The sequence below is a fragment of the Pseudarthrobacter sp. NCCP-2145 genome (assembly GCF_023708005.1).
Taxonomy (GTDB): domain Bacteria; phylum Actinomycetota; class Actinomycetes; order Actinomycetales; family Micrococcaceae; genus Arthrobacter; species Arthrobacter oxydans.
In genome coordinates, this window is sequence record NZ_BRCG01000002.1 from 244,190 (window position 1) to 259,757 (window position 15,568).

The following is a 15,568-nucleotide window of genomic DNA, read 5'->3' on the forward strand; positions in this document are numbered from 1 at the left end:
GGGTTGGGGAGGCCTCCAAGTGGAGGAAGTTGGCGCCCGGACCAGTCCGTGGGGTCGGCAGATCCGGGCAACCGCTCGATGCTGCGTTCAGAGTTCCTCGAGGCGTGCGCCGTCAAAGAAATGTCCTGCCTTGTAGATCATGGGGTCCACGTCGGCGACCTCGGCGTGCCGTACCCGGCCCACGAAGATTGTGTGGGTCTTCGCCTGGAAGCGTTCCTTGATCTCGGCCTCGAGGGATGCGGCCGAGCCGTCAATCAGCGGCACACCGTGAGGGCCTGCGTGCCAGTCCAGGTTGGCAAATTTGTCCGGAGTCTTTGACGCAAACGTCCGTACAGTGTCGTGCTGTTCGTTGCTGAGGATATTGATCCCGAAGTGTTCCGACTGGAACAGGGCCGGGTAGGTGGACGATGTCTTCTGGACACAGACGAGAACAAGCGGCGGGTCCAGCGAAATCGAAGCATAGGAGTTGGCCGCAAGGCCGCGGGGTTTGCCGTCTACGTCGACGGTGGTCACAACGGTGACACCGGTAATGAACTGCCGGTTGAAACCCTTCATGACGTCCAGCGGAAGGTTTCCAGTCAATTCATCCACCACCACATTCGCCGTTTCGTCCTCGAATGCCGAGTGGAGGGACGGAACGCCCAGATCGGCCAGGAGTTCGGCCGCGTCCCAAGTGACCCGTTCGTAAGCGATGCGGCCATCGCGCAGCGTGAGGGCGTTTGATCCGCGGGTCTCCACCACGCGTCCTGTGGGCGGAACTCCACCAAGCGGATGCGTGAAGGTGCCGGTGGTTGTCCAAAAGATTGCTACATCGTCGCCGTCTGCGATGACCTTGTCGATGCGTGTGGTGAGGTCCGGGAATGCCGCCCGGATTTCAAGGATTTCCTGCTGGAGCTCCTTCAGGCCTGTGATCTTTTTCGTGCCGGCGCTCTCACGCTGGTAGTCGGCGGTGACGATCGCGTCGAAAGCACCGACGTCACCCTCGTCCCAGGCGGCGGTCCAAGCTGCGGTCAAGGTGTGGTTGATTGTCTGTTGCATGCCACAACCGTAAATCCAAGTGTGATCTACGTCAACACCTCTCTGCAAAATTGGCTTGATAGCGCGGAATTAGGAAAACTTATTGACGTCCACCTTGTATGCAACGTAGGTTTGATGCATGCAAGAGACTCTTCAGGCAAAAACCCAAGAACAGGCGAACGGGACTCAAGGAAGCCTTCTGGACAAGCTGCGCAAGCTCGTCCTCAGTGGCGAATACCCTCCCGGCGCTCCTCTTCCCGAGCTGTTCCTGGCTGAAGAGTTCGACGTGAGCAGGACGCCCGTCAGGGAGGCGCTCAAGCAGTTGGAAAATGAGGGCCTGGTTGAGATACGGCCGAAGGTTGGCACGTTTGTACGGATACCCACCCGCCGCGAAATTGTCGAGCTGTTCCAGCTGAAGGAAAGCCTTGAGGGGCTGGCAGCGAGCCTGCTGGCCCGGCGTGGTCCGGTGCCGGAACTGGAACGGCTAAAACGCAACATCGAGGCGTCAGAGGGCGCCGAACGCCGCGGCGACAGCGCCAAGTATGCCGAACTGGTCCACGAGTTCCACTGGACCATCGTGAACGGATCCGATAATTCAAAGCTTCGTGAACACTACGGACGCCTCATGAACCAGCTTGCCTACCACCGGATCGTCCTGGAAACCGTTGAGCGTCCTGCCAGGATGCGGGCCTCCATCCGTGAGCATCAGTCGGTCCTCGAAGCGATCCTGGACAAGGATCCCACCGGCGCCGAACTTGCGATGCGCGGCCACGTTAATGCCTCAAGCCTTGCCGCGGCACGTATCGAAGTTCCCGAAGTGGCCGGAAACTGAAATTTTTGCTGGTTCCATCCGTCGTGAACGGGTGGCCAGCCTGGCATCGCCGCCATACCAGCGAACCGCCCTTAGGGGCGGAGAAACCGAAAGGATGTGCACTGTGTGCTCCCTGACTGCAATTGGCTTCCGACGGAAGGGCCTGAACTGTGTCTGATACAGCCCTGACTTCCCTTACCGCCGGCGGAACGGATCTTGACCAGGCGCACCTCATGGAAGAGCTCGCCCGGCAAGTCGGTGTCCGGAAGATTACCGTTCTCACGGAGGAACTGCTCCGCGACGGCCAGGGTTCCCTGCCCACCAGCGTGACCCGGGCCGCCGCAGCAGCCATTGTGCGCAACCCCTGGGCAGGTTCCCCGGTCTCGAACGATCTGGCACCCGAGACAGAACGGATTGCTCCGGTGCTCGCGAAGGTCCTCACCGATCGCCTCACCGCAGCACTGGGCGGTGCCGTCGAAATTGAGGCGTTCGGAAAGTCGGCCGTTGTTGGGCTGAACGGTGAGGTTGAGCACGCCGCGGCCCTGATCCACACACCGTTCTTCGGCAATCTTGTCCGCGAGTTCCTCGAAGGCACGTCCATCCTGTCCTTCTCGGACGACCGCGCGGAACCAGGAACTTCCATCGCCGTGCCCATGTGGCACAAAGAGGCCGCGTCCACCCGCAGCCACTACCAAACCCTGACGCTGAGCCTGAGCGATGCGCCCCACCCGGATGAAATCGTCGTGATCGCCGCTGCGTCCACGGGGTCGCGTCCGCATCCCCGCATTGGCGACCGAACAACCGACCGCCCCGTAACCGCTGAAATACTGGAGGGAATCCTGCCGTGAATATCCGCAAGATCGTTACTTTGTCCGAAGAAATCCTGACCGAGGGCGGGCGTCCAGTTACGCCAGGTGCCCGCGTCGCCGTCGCCATCGCCGTCGTGGAAAACCCGTGGGCTGGCCAAGGCTTCGTCGAGGACCTCAGCCACGGGATCGATGCGACAGCTTCAGACCTCGGCGCCCTCCTCACTCCCAAGGTCATCGAGGCGCTCGGCGCCCCCGTCGAGGCCTACGGCAAGGCAGCCATTGTGGGCATCGAAGGGGAAGTGGAGCACGGCTCCGCGCTTATCCACACGCTGAAATTCGGTGACCACTACCGCAAGGCCGCTTCCGCAACCACCCTGCTGCCCGCCGTCGAGAAACGCGCGCCCGCCGGTACGGTGTTCGACATCCCGATGAAGCACATCACGGACGCGACCATCCGCTCCCACCACCAGACCGTCGAGGTAAGGATCGCCGACGCTCCCCACCCCGGTGAAATCCTCATTGCCCTCGCGGCCTCCGCCCAGGGCCGGCCCCAGCAGCGCCTGGCGCCCCTCTCCACAGAGCAATGACCGGAACCCAGGAAACGCCTGTTGCCCTCCTGCACGGGGTGGGCCTCGATGCCACCATGTGGGCGCCCGTCCAGGATGCCCTCGGGCGTGAGTCCATAGCCATCGACCTCCCCGGGCACGGGCAGCAGCCCCCGCTGTCGGAACCTGTCACGCTTCAGGAAATGGCCGACGACGTGCTGACGCGCCTCCCCGAACGATCCCACCTCGTGGGCTTCTCACTGGGTGCGCTGGTTGCGCAGTACATCGCGAGGTTCCATCCCGGCCGGGTCAAGACCCTCACCTGCGTGAGCTCGGTGTGCCAACGCACCGAGGCCGAGCGCAATGCGGTCAGCGCCCGGCTGGCCTCTGCCGAAACGGACTTCCCGGCAACGGTTGAGGCTTCGATCAACCGCTGGTACTCAGGTACGGCTGTCCCGCAAAGCGTCGTGGACGCGACCCGCCGGACGCTCGAGGCAAATGACGTGCAGTCCTTTGTCCACGCCTACCGCGTCTTCGCCTTTGGGGACGGGGTGATCGGCAACGAGCTCAGCCGCATCGAGATGCCGGTGCTGGCCATCACCGGCGAGCACGACCCGGGGTCGACGCCGGAGATGACCAGGCGGCTCGCCGCGGCAATCCCCGGTGCGAGGGCCGTCGTCGTCCCGGGTGCCCGGCACATGCTCCCCGTCCAGGACGCTGACGTCCTGGCCCGGGCCATCAACGAGTTCATAAAAGATTCCGAAGGAGAACGCGCATGACTGTTCGACTCGACCACTTCATCGGGGGTGCCTGGTCTGCTCCCGCCGGCGGGGAATACTTCCCCAGCACCAACCCCGCCACCCTGGATGTGCTCTACGAAGCGGCCCGGGGAAGCGAAGAGGACGTGCGACGGGCCGTGGCGGCGGCGAAGACCGCGTTCCAGTCGCCGCTGTGGCACGACCTCTCGGCAACGAAGCGCGGCCACCTTCTGCGCCGCCTCGGCGACCTCATTGGCGAGCACGCCGAGGAGCTCGCCGAGCTTGAAACCCTGGACAACGGCAAGCTGCTGCGCGAGATGCGCGGCCAGCTCGCCAACCTGCCGGAGTACCTGTATTACTACGCCGGGCTCGCGGACAAGGTCCAGGGCAGCCAGATCCCCACCAATTCGCTTACGATGCTCAACTACACCCAGCGCGAACCGCTTGGCGTGGTCGGGGCCATCACACCATGGAACTCTCCGCTGACGCTGACCACCTCCAAGCTCGCCCCCGCCCTTGCGGCCGGCAACACCGTGGTCATCAAGCCCAGCGAGTACACGTCGCGGACCATCCTCCGCGTCGCTGAACTGGCCTCACAGGCAGGATTCCCCGACGGCGTGGTGAACGTCGTCACCGGCTTCGGCCAGGAGGCCGGTGCTGCGCTGGTAAGCCACCCGGACCTGGCGAAGATTTCCTTCACGGGATCCACGCAGACCGGAGCCCGCATCGCCGCGGAGACCGCGTCACGCTTCATCGGCTCCACCCTTGAACTGGGCGGCAAGAGCCCCAACATCGTGTTCGAAGACGCCGACGTTTCGAACGCCGCCATGGGGGTCATCGCAGGGATATTCGCCGCAGCAGGGCAGACCTGCATCGCGGGAAGCCGCGTTTTCGCGCACCGCAGCGTTTATGACGAACTCGTTGAGCGGGTTGCAGAGAGGGCAGCATCGATCATCATCGGTGACCCGCTCCTGGCCACGACTGAGCTCGGACCCCTTGCCTTCGGTGCACAGCTGGACAAGGTCAGCTCCTACGTCGACCTTGGCATCAGCGAGGGTGCAACGGTCCGGACAGGGGGCCGCAGGCCGGAGATCGACCTTCCGGGATTCTTCTTCGCGCCGACTGTCCTGACCGACGTCGATAACTCCATGCGCGTTGTCCGGGAGGAGATCTTCGGCCCCGTCGCCGCGATCATGCCCTTCGACTCGGAGGACGAGGTGGTAGGCCTGGCCAACGATACCGAGTACGGCCTCGCCGCCGGTGTCTGGACCCAGAACCTCGCCCGCGCCCACCGGATGGCACGACGCCTGGAGGCCGGCACGGTGTGGGTCAACACCTATCGCGCCATGTCCCCGATGTCACCACGGCAGGGTTTCAAGAACTCGGGAGTGGGCATCGAGCACGGGCTGGAGTCCATGCACGAGTACACCCGGCTCAAGAGCGTCTGGATCAACACCGACGAAGGACCCGTATCCGATCCCTTCGTCCTCCGCAGCTAAAGGAGCCACTAAATGCCTCTCATCGAAGTATCCATCGCCCGGGGCCGGACCCCGGAACAGCTCCGCTCGCTCATCGCGGAGCTGCACCGCGCCGCTGAAACCTCTGTGGGTGCCGTGCCCGAGAACACCACCGTCATAATCCGCGAGATCGAGCACGAACACTGGTCCCGCGGCAACCAGACCATCGCCGAACGCAATGCCGCCACCCAGGAAGCTGCACTCAACGAGGCACCGCTGAACGCCGCCGCAGAACAAAGGAGTTACTAATGCGCTTTTCCCTCTTCGTCCACATGGAACGCTGGGACGAAACCGTCTCGCACCAGGAATTGTTCGAGAACCTGACGGAACTCACGCTCATCGCTGAAGCCGGCGGATTCAGCACTGTGTGGATCGGTGAGCACCATTCCATGGAGTACACCATTTCCCCCAGCCCCATGCCCCAGCTCGCCTACCTGGCAGCACGCACGTCCAAAATCCGGCTCGGCGCAGGCACCATCATCGCCCCGTTCTGGAACCCGCTCCGGGTGGCCGGCGAGTGCGCGCTGCTGGACGTCATCAGCAACGGCCGGATGGAAGTGGGACTCGCCCGCGGCGCGTACCAGTTCGAGTTTGACCGGCTCATGGGCGGCATGTCCGCAGTGGACGGGGGCAAGCACCTGCGCGAGCTCGTCCCGGCAGTGCGCAAGCTCTGGGAAGGCGACTACGCACACGACGGCGAGGTATGGCAGTTCCCGACCTCCACCAGTGTCCCCAAACCCGTCCAGAAGCCCACCCCACCCATGTGGATCGCCGCCCGCGACATCTCCTCGCACGAGTTCGCCGTGGCCAACGGCTGCAACGTCATGGTCACTCCGCTGATGAAGGGCGACGAGGAGGTCGAGGACCTGGCACGCAAGTTCGACACCGCCGTCGAGAACAATCCCGGCGTTACCCGACCGGACCTCATGGTTCTCCGCCATACGCACGTCCACCCGGAAGACGAGCCCGAGGGATGGCGTCGCCCGGCGGAGGGCATCCAGAAGTTCTACCGGACCTTCGATGCCTGGTTCGGCAACAAGACCACTCCCAAAAACGGTTTCCTTGAGCCGAGCCCTGAGGAGAAGTTCGCTGAGCGCCCGGAGTTCACGCCGGAATCCCTCCACCAGACGGCCATGATCGGGACGCCGGACGAGGTGATCAAGCGGATCCGCCGCTACGAGGAACTCGGTGTCACTGAATTCAGCGTCTGGTCCGACAACAGCCTCACCCACGAGGAGAAGAAGCGGTCACTCGAGCTCTTCATCGAGCATGTCGTGCCCGCCTTCCAGGAACAGCCTGCCACCGCGGCGCACTAGCGACTCTTTGACGGCAAGCGGCCCTGTGAGCGACGAAGACGACGGCGGGATGTCCCGCCGTCGTCTTCGTCGCGGTGATTCAATCCCCGAGTACCGAAGGCATCCTTCTGCTCGAGAACCCGTTCAACTTCTCCTGCCCAAGCACGGCCCACCTCCCAGCCTCCGGACGTAAACTGACCTTCGCACCACCTCTTGTGGACAATGTGTCAGGAGCCGCCCATGCTCTGGAAGCTGCTTGTTGAATACCTGCGGCCGCACCGCACGCTGCTGCTCGCCGTCGTCATTTTCCAGCTGGCGCAGTCCATCGCGTCCCTGTACCTGCCCACCCTCAACGCGGACATCATCGACGAGGGCGTGGCCAAAGCGAACATCGGCTACATCCTGAGCCTCGGCGGGGTGATGCTGGCGATCACGCTGCTGCAGATCGTGTGCGCGGTGATCGCGGTGTACTTCGCGGCGAAGGCGGCCATGGGCGTGGGCCGGGACCTCCGCGGCGCGATCTTCAAACGCGTGGGGGAGTTCTCCGAGCAGGAAGTCACCAGGTTCGGCGCACCCAGCCTCATCACCAGGTCCACCAACGACGTCCAGCAGGTCCAGCAGCTGGTGCTTATGTCCGCCACCATGCTGGTCACCGCGCCCATGCTCAGCATCGGCGGGGTAATCATGGCCATCAGGCAGGACGTGCAGCTGTCCTGGCTGATCGCCGTCGCCGTCCCGGTGCTGCTGGTCGCCGTCGGCCTGCTCACCGCCCGGATGGTTCCGCTGTTCCGCAAGATGCAGAAGCGGATCGACACCGTGAACCGGGTCCTCCGCGAGCAGCTCACCGGCATCCGCGTGGTCCGCGCGTTCGTCCGCGAGGACATCGAGACCCGCCGCTTCGCCCAGGCCAACGAGGACGTCACGGACACCGCCCTCCGCGCCGGACGCCTCATGGCGCTCGCGTTCCCGGTGGTGATGCTGGTGCTGAACGTCTCCAGCGTGGCCGTGATCTGGTTCGGCTCGTTCCGCATCCAGGACGGCTCCATGCAGGTGGGGACGCTCATCGCGTTCCTGAGCTACCTGATCCAGATCCTGATGTCCGTCATGATGGCCACGTTCATGGCCGTGATGATCCCGCGCGCCGCCGTCTCCGCTGACCGGATCGGCGAGGTGCTGCGCACCGAATCCAGCGTCCGGCCGCCCAAGAATCCCCTGAGCAGCGAGGTCCGCCGCGGGGAGCTGGAAATGCGCGACGTCGGATTCGCCTACCCGGGTGCCGACCAGCCCGTCCTCTCCGGCATTAGCTTCACCGCCAGGGCAGGGCAGACGACGGCGATCATCGGCAGCACCGGCTCCGGCAAGACCACCCTGGTGAACCTCATGCCCCGGCTGTTCGACGCCACCAGCGGCTCTGTACGGATGGACGGCGTGGACGTGCGCGAGCTGCACCCGGACCTGCTCTGGGGGCACATCGGCCTGGTCCCGCAGCGGCCCTACCTGTTCAGCGGCACCGTGCGCAGTAACCTGCTCTACGGCAAGCCGGACGCCACCGAGGACGAGCTCTGGACCGCCCTCGAAATCGCCCAGGCCAAGGACTTCGTGGAGCGGATGGACGAAGGACTGGACGCGCCCATCAGCCAGGGCGGCACCAACGTCTCCGGCGGGCAGCGGCAGCGGCTGGCCATCGCCCGGGCACTGGTGAAACGGCCCGAGCTGTACATCTTCGACGATTCGTTCTCCTCGCTGGACACCGGCACCGACGCCCGCCTCCGTCAGGCCCTCAAGCGCAGCACCGCCGGCGCCACGCTGGTGATCATCGCCCAGCGCGTCTCCAGCATCGTGGACGCGGACCAGATCCTAGTGCTCGACGACGGCAGGATCGTGGGGCGCGGAACGCACAGTGAGCTGCTGGAGACCTCCGAGACGTACCGCGAGATCGTGAGCTCCCAGCTGGCGGCGGAGGAAACGGTATGAGCCGGCAGCCCTCTCCCGGACCCGGCGCCAAAGCCGCGCCCGCCTCCGCAACCGGAGGCGCCGGCGTCGTACGCATTCCCCGTCCGGTGGGCGGACCTGGGCGCGGCGGGCCGTTCGCGGGCATGAACGTCCCGGCGGAGAAGGCGATGAACTTCTGGCCGTCCGCCAAACGTCTGCTGGGGAAGCTGCGGCCGGAACGGGCGTGGCTGCTGCTGGTGTTCGTGACGGCGGTGGCCGGGGTGGCGCTCTCGGTGATCGGGCCGCGGCTGCTGGGGGAGGGCACCAACCTGATCTTCGCCGGGGTGGTGTCCCGGGAGCTGCCCGCCGGGGTGAGCAAGGAGCAGCAGATCGCGCAGCTGCGGGCGTCCGGCGAGGGGCAGCGCGCGGACATGCTCAGCGCCATGGACCTGGTGCCGGGTCAGGGGATCGACTTCGCCGCGCTGGGGAACGTGCTGACGTGGGCGCTGGTGCTGTATGTGCTGTCCTCGGCGTTTATGTGGGTGCAGGCGTACGTGCTGAACGGGGTGGTGCAGCGGACGGTGTTCGGGCTGCGCGGGGAGATCGAAGCGAAGATCCACCGGCTGCCGCTGCGGTATTTCGACTCGATCCAGCGCGGTGAGCTGCTGAGTCGGGTGACCAACGACGTGGACAACATCTCGCAGAGCCTGCAGCAGACCATCAGCCAGGTGGTCACGTCCGTGCTGACGGTGCTGGGCGTGCTGGTGATGATGGTGATCCTCTCGCCCACGCTGGCGCTGATCGCCCTGGTGACCATTCCGCTGACGCTGGGGATCACGGCGCTGATTGCCAAGCGCTCGCAGAAGCTGTTTGTGGCGCAGTGGAAGAACACAGGCGAGTTAAATGGGCAGATCGAGGAGACGTACACCGGCCATGCGCTGGTGAAGGTGTTCGGCCGGCAGCGCGAGGTGGAGGAGCGGTTCCGGCAGAAGAACGCGGAGCTGTATGAGGCGAGCTTCGGGGCGCAGTTCATTTCCGGGCTGATCATGCCGGCCATGACGTTCATCGGGAACCTGGTGTACGTGGGGATCGCAGTGGTGGGCGGGTTGCAGGTGGCGTCCGGGGCGATGCAGCTGGGCGACGTGCAGGCGTTCATCCAGTACTCGCGGCAGTTCACCATGCCGTTGGCGCAGCTGGGGTCCATGGCGAACGTGCTGCAGTCCGGGGTGGCGTCGGCGGAGCGGGTGTTCGAGCTGCTGGATGAATCTGAGGAATCGGAGGAGCCTGCCCCTTCTGCCGGGCCGGTGTTCGGGCAGGGGCGGCTGGTGTTCGAGGATGTGTCGTTCTCGTATTCGCCGGACAAGCCGCTGATTTCCTCGTTGTCCCTGGTGGCGGAGCCGGGGCAGACGGTGGCGATTGTGGGGCCTACGGGGGCGGGGAAGACCACGCTAGTGAACCTGATGATGCGGTTCTACGAACTGGACGCCGGGCGGATAACGCTCGACGGCGTGGACGTCACCTCGGTGCCCAGGCGCGAGCTGCGCTCGCGGCTGGGGATGGTGCTGCAGGATACGTGGCTGTTCGGCGGGACCATCCGGGACAACATTGCGTACGGGCGGCCTACTGCTTCTTCGGAGGAGATCTTGGAGGCGGCGCGGGCGACGTATGTGGACCGGTTCGTGCGGTCGCTGCCAGACGGGTACGACACCGTGCTTGAGGACGAGGGGTCTAACGTATCGGCGGGGGAGAAGCAGCTGCTGACGATTGCTCGGGCGTTCTTGGCCCGGCCGTCGGTGCTGATCCTGGACGAGGCGACTTCTTCGGTGGATACCCGGACCGAGGTGTTGGTGCAGAAGGCTATGAGCGCGCTGCGTTCCGACCGGACTTCCTTTGTGATCGCGCACCGCCTGTCCACCATCCGCGACGCCGACCTCATCCTGGTGATGGAGGCCGGCCAGATCGTGGAGCAGGGAACACACGCTTCCTTGCTGGCCGCCGGCGGGGCGTACGCGCGGCTGTATGAGGCGCAGTTCGTGGCTCCGGTGGCGGAGGTTTGAGGGATAGCTAACCCAACTCGAGAACTCCTGAACCGATACTCCCGTTAGCGCCAGTCACGCAGTCGCAGTAATGACGGTCGGGGCGTTTCGACCAAGACGCGGCGCGCCGTGTATGGACCGAGGTAATGCTGGCCATCAAAATTGGATACGGTGAACTCGTTTGGCGCTTTGAGGCGGCCCATGCCGTTCACCGCTGCCCTGGCCTTACTTCCATCAGTGGGAAGCTGAAAGTGGGATATTGGCCATATTCGATTTTGGTTATGAACGAGGACAGGACAGGACCAGGATATGGCCGGCCAAATGAGTGATTTCGCATCGTTGTTAGGTCTCTCGCCAGGGGCAAAAACCTCCAAAGTGCAATATGTTGTCGGCGGAATGGGACTAAATGCCGGGCAGATAGAGGAAGTTGCCCAATTGCTCGCCGAAGAGGCGATGCTTGTACGGTGCGGCGCTCCGGACCTTGTAAACATGTGGAGAGTACGCAGAGATGGCGGAGTCGCAGCGACCGGCGCCAAACAACAAGCCATAAAGACGTACGCGTGTATCGGGTTCGGTCCTCCCGAGAAGCCAGCCAACAGCGATCACTTGCAGGGCTTAGTTGCTGAACTACTCTGGAACCGCATCATGAGGGAGCGTACGTCACTGCCGGATGGCAGAAGGTTGGTCCATGCGCATTCGGTCAAGCCTGACCCGCTCGAGCCCGGCGGTGACGGTTTGGTCATATACGACACCGACGGCGAACATGTGTTTCGACTTTGGGAGATAAAGAAACACGAAACGAAAAAAATCGGCGTTGCGCCTACAGTGGGCCGTGCAGCCAGGCAGCTTTCAAGTCGCGGAGCAGAGTATTTGGCGAAGTTGGCCGGCCCCGAAACGATACATCAGGGAGGGCAACTTGGTTACTTCTATGCCTCGATGCTTGAGCTCTGGTTTGACCGCGGCGAGCGGTGTGGCATAGGTATTTCAATTGGAACATCGGCGCACCACGCTCCAAAGAGGGCAACGCCATTCAAATCGATTATTGGTGAATTTCCGGAGCTTGCAAATCCCGGACAAACCGAAGCGATAGTCGTTGCCTTGCCTGATTATCCAAAGTTTGCTGAGCGAGTTAGGGAAATAGTGTGGAGCGGGCTCTAAGCATCGACCTTTTATCAGAAGCTCTCGATGGGCGTTCGGGCCTTCCGACAGCTGACGAGCTGCAAAAAATAATGGCTGATGTCGAAGTTCAATTATTCCTCCGTCGGCCAGAGATCCCTGAATCTTTACTTGATACCGCTTGGTACCTCCATGGTGTTGCATCCGTGGATTCAGCGCGCGAGCGCTACAGTTTGGCACGTCAGCGGCAAGCTTTTCTCGTCAGCGCCCATATTTTTGATCTCGCGCTGGAGGAGCCAGTGTGGACGAGACAACAGCGTTTGTCTATCGCTTTCGGCGCGGCTATCGGGTACCGCAGGGGAGGGCGTGACCCGAATGCTACAGCCATCTTAAAACGTGTACGGGCGGACATCATCGTCGATGAACCAATAGAAGACCACCTCGGCTCCATCTCATTGGAAGCTGGAATCGCCTTTCTCGGTTTCGAGGCACGTTCGCTCTTCGGCTGGTTCTCCCGATGGCGTCGTCAGCTGAGGAATCTTGCAAATGCGTCGGACCTACCAGATCTCGCCATGACGGCATTTGGGGCTGCTGAACAAGTTGTTCTCGGTGCCGAGGACTTACTTGTTTACTTCGCCCACGGGGATCTGGATCGCTTGGATTCAGGCATGGGGCGTCTAGCTATGGCTTCCTCGAGAAATGCTGCCCTAGAGGACATAAATGCTCGGTGGGTTGGCGCCCACCTGCTTTCCTTCGCGCGTGAGGCGGAGCCGGGTTCTCTATGGAACCACTCAATATTGCCGCCATATGTTCCACGTATCGCCAGGCAGGCTTTCACAGTGGGGTCACCCTCAGTTATGACATTGTGGGAGCCTCAGCGGGAACTTCTGACCGGGGCGCTCAGTCCGTTCGACCCCTTGGTTCGACGTTCTGTGCTTGCTGTCCCTACAAGTGGAGGAAAGACGCTGCTTGCGCAGATCCTCGCTGTGGAACATTTGACCCGTTCTAACGACAGCGTCTGCTATGTGGCCCCCACCCGGAGCCTGGGCCGGGAGGTCCGCCATGCGCTCTCCGCTAGGCTTCGGGTGCTGCAGAAGGAAGTAGAAGCTGAACAAGCTGACTTCCCCTCGGTCGAAGCAATTTTCGCAGACGCGGACTACCCTTCTGGAGCCGAAGTTATGACGCCGGAGAGATTGCTTCACTTGCTGCGCCATGACGCGTTGGGAGTGCTTTCACGCTTTGGGCTGTTCATCTTTGATGAAGCTCAGCTGCTGAAGGAACGAGGTCGTGGTTTTGCGATCGAGTCCGCGATTGCCTTGCTCGATCACTTCACAGGCCAGTCATCACACAGAATTGTGCTTGTCTCGGCTGCGATGGGAAATGTGGGAGCAATTGCGCAGTGGTTAAGTTCCAACGGCCCAGCCCTGCAGCATGAGTCCGAGTGGCGGGGGCCCCGAAGACTTCACGCTGCCTTTACAACTCGAGCCCACTGGGACCGCACGACAGTGGAGACAATTAGCGGAAGGACGTGGCCGTACCGACTGCGGACAGAGTTGTCTGGCGAAATCCGACTTAGATTGGGGGACGGGCGAACTTCCGTGTTGGGTACAGATGGACCGACAGGATGGGCATTAGTACGCAAATCGAAAACAGGTCGTAGCTCGGAAGGAGGGCTGCCGAAGGACAGCACCAGATCTACCAAGAACGCCACGATAGCGGCCGAGATGATCGTTGAGCTTGGGGAGGCGGGTTCTGTTCTGATCGTGGCTGGAACGCGACGCCAGGCCCAAGGCCTTGCAAGAGAACTGGCGTTGGTTCTTGACGAGGATCCTAAACTCACCGCCCTAGTTGATTTTGTGGTGCTCCAACTAGGAGAAAGTCATCCATTGGTCAGTGTATTGCGACATGGAGTGGGCTTCCACCACGCGGGGCTTCCCTTGGAGGTGCTGGAAGCCCTGGAATCCGCAGTCCGAGATGACACCCTGCGGTACCTAGCATGCACTTCCACTTTGACGGATGGCGTGAACCTGCCTGTACGGACCGTTGTTATTTATGATCAGACTTACGAGGGACAACCTGAAGATGCACGACTGCGCGGTGCACGACTTGTTAACGCGATGGGGCGCGCGGGTAGGGCGGGCCGCGAGACCGAAGGGTGGATCGTACTCGTGCGCGCGGCAGAACCCACAGAAGCAGATTTTCACGATTTGAATCCCTCGGGACTGTCGCTTGAGGTTAAGTCTTCGCTCATCACCGAAGAAGCGCTAGAGTCTTTCGCCGAGTTTGAACGAGCAGAACGTGAAAATGCTGACGCATTATTTCGAACGGATGCAACTACGCCGGCAACTGATTTCATGGGATTTATCTGGCTTATGCTCGCGGTGGAGGAGACCAGAGGAGCCGACCCAAGCTTTGTCGACATGGATGAAATAGCCGACTCCACACTCGCCTCAACCCAGTCACTGTTCGCCCGAGAAGTCTGCAGGTCAGCAGCCCATGCCGTGCAGACGGCGTACGTGAGGACGGACCCTGCAGCACGTCGCCGGTGGGCGCGTACGGGAACTTCGGTGTCCTCTGCGCGGGCCTTGGATCAGATTGCTGGTGGAATTGCTGCTTCGATAGACGCGCAAGAACTGGCTGGAACTTTGGCGCAGATTCAACTCCCAAGCGTAGCTGTGGAGTTTATAGACATTGATGCACTGCTGCGACTACCGGAAGCGTCTCCGATTGTCTTTCGAAGAACGACAAGCGGGTCGCCGATCGAGGTATCAGTTCAAGCGTTACTTAAATCCTGGTTATCAGGAGATTCGCTTACGGACCTTGCTGATGCCTACCTTTCAGACGTGCCTGACCCCGCTTGGAGAATCGAGCAGATGGTAGACGTCGTCACCGGGCAGTTTGAACATTATTTAGCGTGGACAATCGGTGCAATCGTTGAACTGGTCAACAGCCGATTTGCCGATGAGGATAAGCCGCAAGCCTTGTGCCCGGACTTAGGAAGGTATGTGCGCTACGGGGTAGGTGACCGGTTAGCTCTGCTACTGATGACATCAGGAGTTCGTTCTCGCAGGTTGGCGCGAGCAATCGCAGAAAGCTTCCCCCTCTCGCAGGATGTGACCGAGGACGATCTGAGAGAGCACCTGGGCCACATGACTGTTAGCGACTGGAGAGACCAATTCGAGGTCACGAGTTCCGAGATCATTGACCTATTGGAGTTCACCCGATTGAAGCGGCGAAGCCTTTTGCGCAAGCTCTTGGAAACGGGAGCCGTCGAGTTGGAAGTGGTGCGAAGCGGTGCCGCAGAAAATCAACCTGAAATGGATCTGAAGGTACGTTCAACGCATGAAGGGGGATCGAGCGCACTGGCGGCCTTCTCGGGCGAGAAGCTGGTTGCGACCTTTGCCGCTCAGGACCAGTCCGACCTAGCGGCGATAGTCGAAACTGGCATGAACGTGTTGGTTCGGATGAGTTCTGAGTCCCGGATTCAGATTACGTTGGACGCCGCAGGATAGGTGAGCGCCGCTGACAGCACTCGGTCGTCACGTCGAGCTGCTGGCGAAGTGTTAATAGCGTTGAGTCTGGCAAGCCCTCCATTTGCCCAGATCACTGAAACGCTCGATTCTGTGGATTTTGGCGTCAACGGTTTCACTCCTGAGAAGACGAGTGAACTTGGCCTGCCAATCAAAGACGTCAATAAACCGTTGCTACAACGCCTGCCGATAGGCTAGCCAG

General features: G+C 62.1%; 13 protein-coding genes. 12 read left to right on the forward strand and 1 reads right to left on the reverse strand.

Translation table 11 applies throughout. The features are described from left to right. Positions 1-87 precede the first annotated feature (87 nt). A complete protein-coding gene (locus tag NFU08_RS02630; protein ID WP_251420521.1) occupies positions 88-1,038 on the reverse strand; it encodes a flavin reductase in 951 nt (316 codons plus the stop codon). 118 nt (positions 1,039-1,156) lie between these two features. Here NFU08_RS02630 and NFU08_RS02635 point away from each other — a divergent pair, with 118 nt between their 5' ends. From NFU08_RS02635 to NFU08_RS02690, 12 genes are all read left to right on the forward strand, one after another. After that, the gene (locus NFU08_RS02635) at positions 1,157-1,849 is read left to right on the forward strand and encodes a GntR family transcriptional regulator (RefSeq protein WP_251420522.1); all 693 of its coding nucleotides are present in this window, start codon (positions 1,157-1,159) and stop codon (positions 1,847-1,849) included. Positions 1,850-1,998: 149 nt separating this feature from the next. Continuing rightward, positions 1,999-2,676 carry an amino acid synthesis family protein gene (locus tag NFU08_RS02640; RefSeq protein WP_251420523.1) on the forward strand — a complete coding sequence of 226 codons (678 nt, stop codon included), beginning with the start codon at positions 1,999-2,001 and terminating at the stop codon, positions 2,674-2,676. Beyond that, positions 2,673-3,224 carry an amino acid synthesis family protein gene (locus tag NFU08_RS02645; protein WP_251420524.1) on the forward strand — a complete coding sequence of 184 codons (552 nt, stop codon included), beginning with the start codon at positions 2,673-2,675 and terminating at the stop codon, positions 3,222-3,224. The genes NFU08_RS02640 and NFU08_RS02645 overlap by 4 nt, the downstream gene beginning before the upstream one ends. Further along, positions 3,221-3,961, forward strand: a complete 741-nt coding sequence (locus NFU08_RS02650) for an alpha/beta fold hydrolase (RefSeq protein ID WP_251420525.1) — start codon at positions 3,221-3,223, stop codon at positions 3,959-3,961. The genes NFU08_RS02645 and NFU08_RS02650 overlap by 4 nt, the downstream gene beginning before the upstream one ends. Then, positions 3,958-5,439 (forward strand): aldehyde dehydrogenase, encoded by a 1,482-nt coding sequence (locus tag NFU08_RS02655; protein ID WP_251420526.1) that lies wholly within the window; start codon positions 3,958-3,960, stop codon positions 5,437-5,439. The genes NFU08_RS02650 and NFU08_RS02655 overlap by 4 nt, the downstream gene beginning before the upstream one ends. A gap of 12 nt (positions 5,440-5,451) precedes the next feature. After that, on the forward strand, positions 5,452-5,706 hold the full coding sequence (locus NFU08_RS02660; protein WP_251420527.1) for a tautomerase family protein: 255 nt from the start codon (positions 5,452-5,454) through the stop codon (positions 5,704-5,706). Continuing rightward, entirely contained in the window at positions 5,706-6,773 is a 1,068-nt protein-coding gene (locus NFU08_RS02665) for an LLM class flavin-dependent oxidoreductase (RefSeq protein ID WP_251420529.1), read from the forward strand. Before NFU08_RS02660 ends, NFU08_RS02665 begins: the two co-directional genes overlap by 1 nt. A 219-nt stretch (positions 6,774-6,992) precedes the next feature. After that, positions 6,993-8,726 carry an ABC transporter ATP-binding protein gene (locus NFU08_RS02670; RefSeq protein WP_251420531.1) on the forward strand — a complete coding sequence of 578 codons (1,734 nt, stop codon included), beginning with the start codon at positions 6,993-6,995 and terminating at the stop codon, positions 8,724-8,726. After that, positions 8,723-10,741 carry an ABC transporter ATP-binding protein gene (locus NFU08_RS02675; RefSeq protein ID WP_285835561.1) on the forward strand — a complete coding sequence of 673 codons (2,019 nt, stop codon included), beginning with the start codon at positions 8,723-8,725 and terminating at the stop codon, positions 10,739-10,741. The genes NFU08_RS02670 and NFU08_RS02675 overlap by 4 nt, the downstream gene beginning before the upstream one ends. A 300-nt stretch (positions 10,742-11,041) precedes the next feature. Further along, positions 11,042-11,878: a hypothetical protein gene (locus NFU08_RS02680; RefSeq protein WP_251420533.1), complete on the forward strand. Its 837-nt coding sequence runs from the start codon at positions 11,042-11,044 to the stop codon at positions 11,876-11,878. Between the two features lie 71 nt (positions 11,879-11,949). After that, positions 11,950-15,348, forward strand: coding sequence for a DEAD/DEAH box helicase (locus NFU08_RS02685; RefSeq protein ID WP_251420535.1), 3,399 nt, complete (start codon positions 11,950-11,952; stop codon positions 15,346-15,348). Continuing rightward, positions 15,349-15,564 (forward strand): hypothetical protein, encoded by a 216-nt coding sequence (locus NFU08_RS02690; RefSeq protein ID WP_251420537.1) that lies wholly within the window; start codon positions 15,349-15,351, stop codon positions 15,562-15,564. The last annotated feature ends 4 nt before the right edge of the window (positions 15,565-15,568 follow it).

Coding starts and splice junctions, on each gene's coding strand:
- NFU08_RS02630 (WP_251420521.1), bottom strand. CDS start 1,038: ATGCAACAGACAATCAACCACACCTTGACCGCAGCTTGGACCGCCGCC.
- NFU08_RS02635 (WP_251420522.1), top strand. CDS start 1,157: ATGCAAGAGACTCTTCAGGCAAAAACCCAAGAACAGGCGAACGGGACT.
- NFU08_RS02650 (WP_251420525.1), top strand. CDS start 3,221: ATGACCGGAACCCAGGAAACGCCTGTTGCCCTCCTGCACGGGGTGGGC.
- NFU08_RS02655 (WP_251420526.1), top strand. CDS start 3,958: ATGACTGTTCGACTCGACCACTTCATCGGGGGTGCCTGGTCTGCTCCC.
- NFU08_RS02660 (WP_251420527.1), top strand. CDS start 5,452: ATGCCTCTCATCGAAGTATCCATCGCCCGGGGCCGGACCCCGGAACAG.
- NFU08_RS02665 (WP_251420529.1), top strand. CDS start 5,706: ATGCGCTTTTCCCTCTTCGTCCACATGGAACGCTGGGACGAAACCGTC.
- NFU08_RS02670 (WP_251420531.1), top strand. CDS start 6,993: ATGCTCTGGAAGCTGCTTGTTGAATACCTGCGGCCGCACCGCACGCTG.
- NFU08_RS02675 (WP_285835561.1), top strand. CDS start 8,723: ATGAGCCGGCAGCCCTCTCCCGGACCCGGCGCCAAAGCCGCGCCCGCC.
- NFU08_RS02680 (WP_251420533.1), top strand. CDS start 11,042: ATGAGTGATTTCGCATCGTTGTTAGGTCTCTCGCCAGGGGCAAAAACC.
- NFU08_RS02685 (WP_251420535.1), top strand. CDS start 11,950: ATGGCTGATGTCGAAGTTCAATTATTCCTCCGTCGGCCAGAGATCCCT.